Raw genomic sequence first — 249 nt, forward strand, 5'->3', positions numbered from 1 at the left:
TAGTTAGAAAGCTCATAGATGACGTGCAAAACAATGGCGTAGGCAAGCGTTACCTAATACAGCATTCCGCAGGTTCAGGTAAATCAAACTCAATCACATGGCTGGCTTATCAACTCATTGAGGCTTACGCGAGCGTAACGGACGCTACAAACACTAGCTTAGCAAAGCCTATTATTGATACAGTGATTGTCGTTACGGATCGCCGAATATTAGATAAGCAGCTCAAAGATAACATTAATCAGTTTAGTG

The 249-nt window shown here is 41.8% G+C and carries 1 protein-coding gene; it reads left to right on the plus strand.

What is annotated here, in order from left to right; translation table 11 throughout:
• A partial coding sequence (locus AAEY93_RS20945) for a DEAD/DEAH box helicase family protein (protein ID WP_351079655.1) occupies window positions 1–249 on the plus strand: 249 nt, incomplete at both ends.

It is taken from the genome of Shewanella sp. CAL98-MNA-CIBAN-0140 (genome assembly GCF_040309905.1).
Classification (GTDB): Bacteria; Pseudomonadota; Gammaproteobacteria; order Enterobacterales; family Shewanellaceae; genus Shewanella; species Shewanella psychromarinicola.